Below are 1,107 nucleotides of genomic sequence, written 5' to 3'. Positions count from 1 at the left end.
ACCTTTAAATCTTGTGCTGTTAATTCTGCCAATTCTACTTCTGTAACGCGACTTCGTCTTAAGTCTTGAATTTTTTTGTCTAGTTCTTTTCCCTCTATTCCCTTTTCTTTAAACTTTCCTATGTCGTTTTTAGTAATCTTTGATTCCGCACGTTTCGTATTCAATTGCATCCAGAAATCTTTTTTATCGATATCGGTTAATTTATTTATATCTTGTTCGGGCATTTCAAGTACCTTCGCCAAGTCTTTTGCTGTTTTTAAAATATCTTCACTCGTAATCCCCTTCACCCTTGTATACGTAATTGTGCGAAGAGATTTATTATTAACGACCGTTTTCCCTTCTCGATCTAGAATCTGTCCACGTGGAACTGGTATACTAGTTATTTCATTTTGACTGTTTTCCACTTGGTTCTTATAAGCCTCTCCCTCAACGATTTGTACTTTTCCTAGCTGCATAATAATAGCTGAGAATAGTACAAATATGCAAAGGAACATTATATTCAATCGAATAGATATATATGTCTTCTGTTTCTTTACTTTTTGTTCTTTCATAAATCCTCCATATAATTCTTCAGGAAATCCTCACTAATACTTAGTAAATAAATATACTAAAAGCGTTCCCTATATATTAGAAACCACTATTCAGTTATAATAGTGTCTTATCTTTTTTGTTAAATCCTTGTAAGCATACATTCCTTTTGGTTTAGCCGCGTAATTGATAAATCTCCCTTCCTGTTTTTTTCTCTATTTTTTTGTCGCCTGCATTAGAAATGCTAAACTGTATAATGACTCATATTAAACTTACACATAGACTTACTATTAACATGTACTTTTTTTCATACTGATTGTTCCTTTCTTCATGCTGTAATACTTAATAGACAATCTAAATCATAAAGTTGTTCCACATTTACAAAAAAAATAATTAACTATAAGATGGAATAGGCTACATAAGGGAGGGTTATATGTTACATACGAAAAGATGGAGATTTTTTGCGGTTCTTTCTATTGTAAGTGTGATTTTACTAATTTTATTAAAAATCAACTTCATTTCAATTACTATCGCAACTTCTTCAGCTGAAAGAGGAAAAATTCTTGATCAAAATGGTGT

General features: G+C 31.3%; 1 pseudogene. It reads right to left on the bottom strand.

From position 1 onward, the window contains the following. Window positions 1–551, bottom strand: a pseudogene (locus tag MR155_RS31150) (penicillin-binding protein); the annotation flags it as partial. Between the last annotated feature and the right edge of the window lie 556 nt (window positions 552–1,107).

The sequence above is a fragment of the Bacillus cereus group sp. BfR-BA-01331 genome (genome assembly GCF_022663915.1).
GTDB classification, from domain to species: domain Bacteria; phylum Bacillota; class Bacilli; order Bacillales; family Bacillaceae_G; genus Bacillus_A; species Bacillus_A mycoides.
Note: the sequence above shows the minus strand (reverse complement) of the source record. Positions and strands in the feature narration are given on the sequence as shown.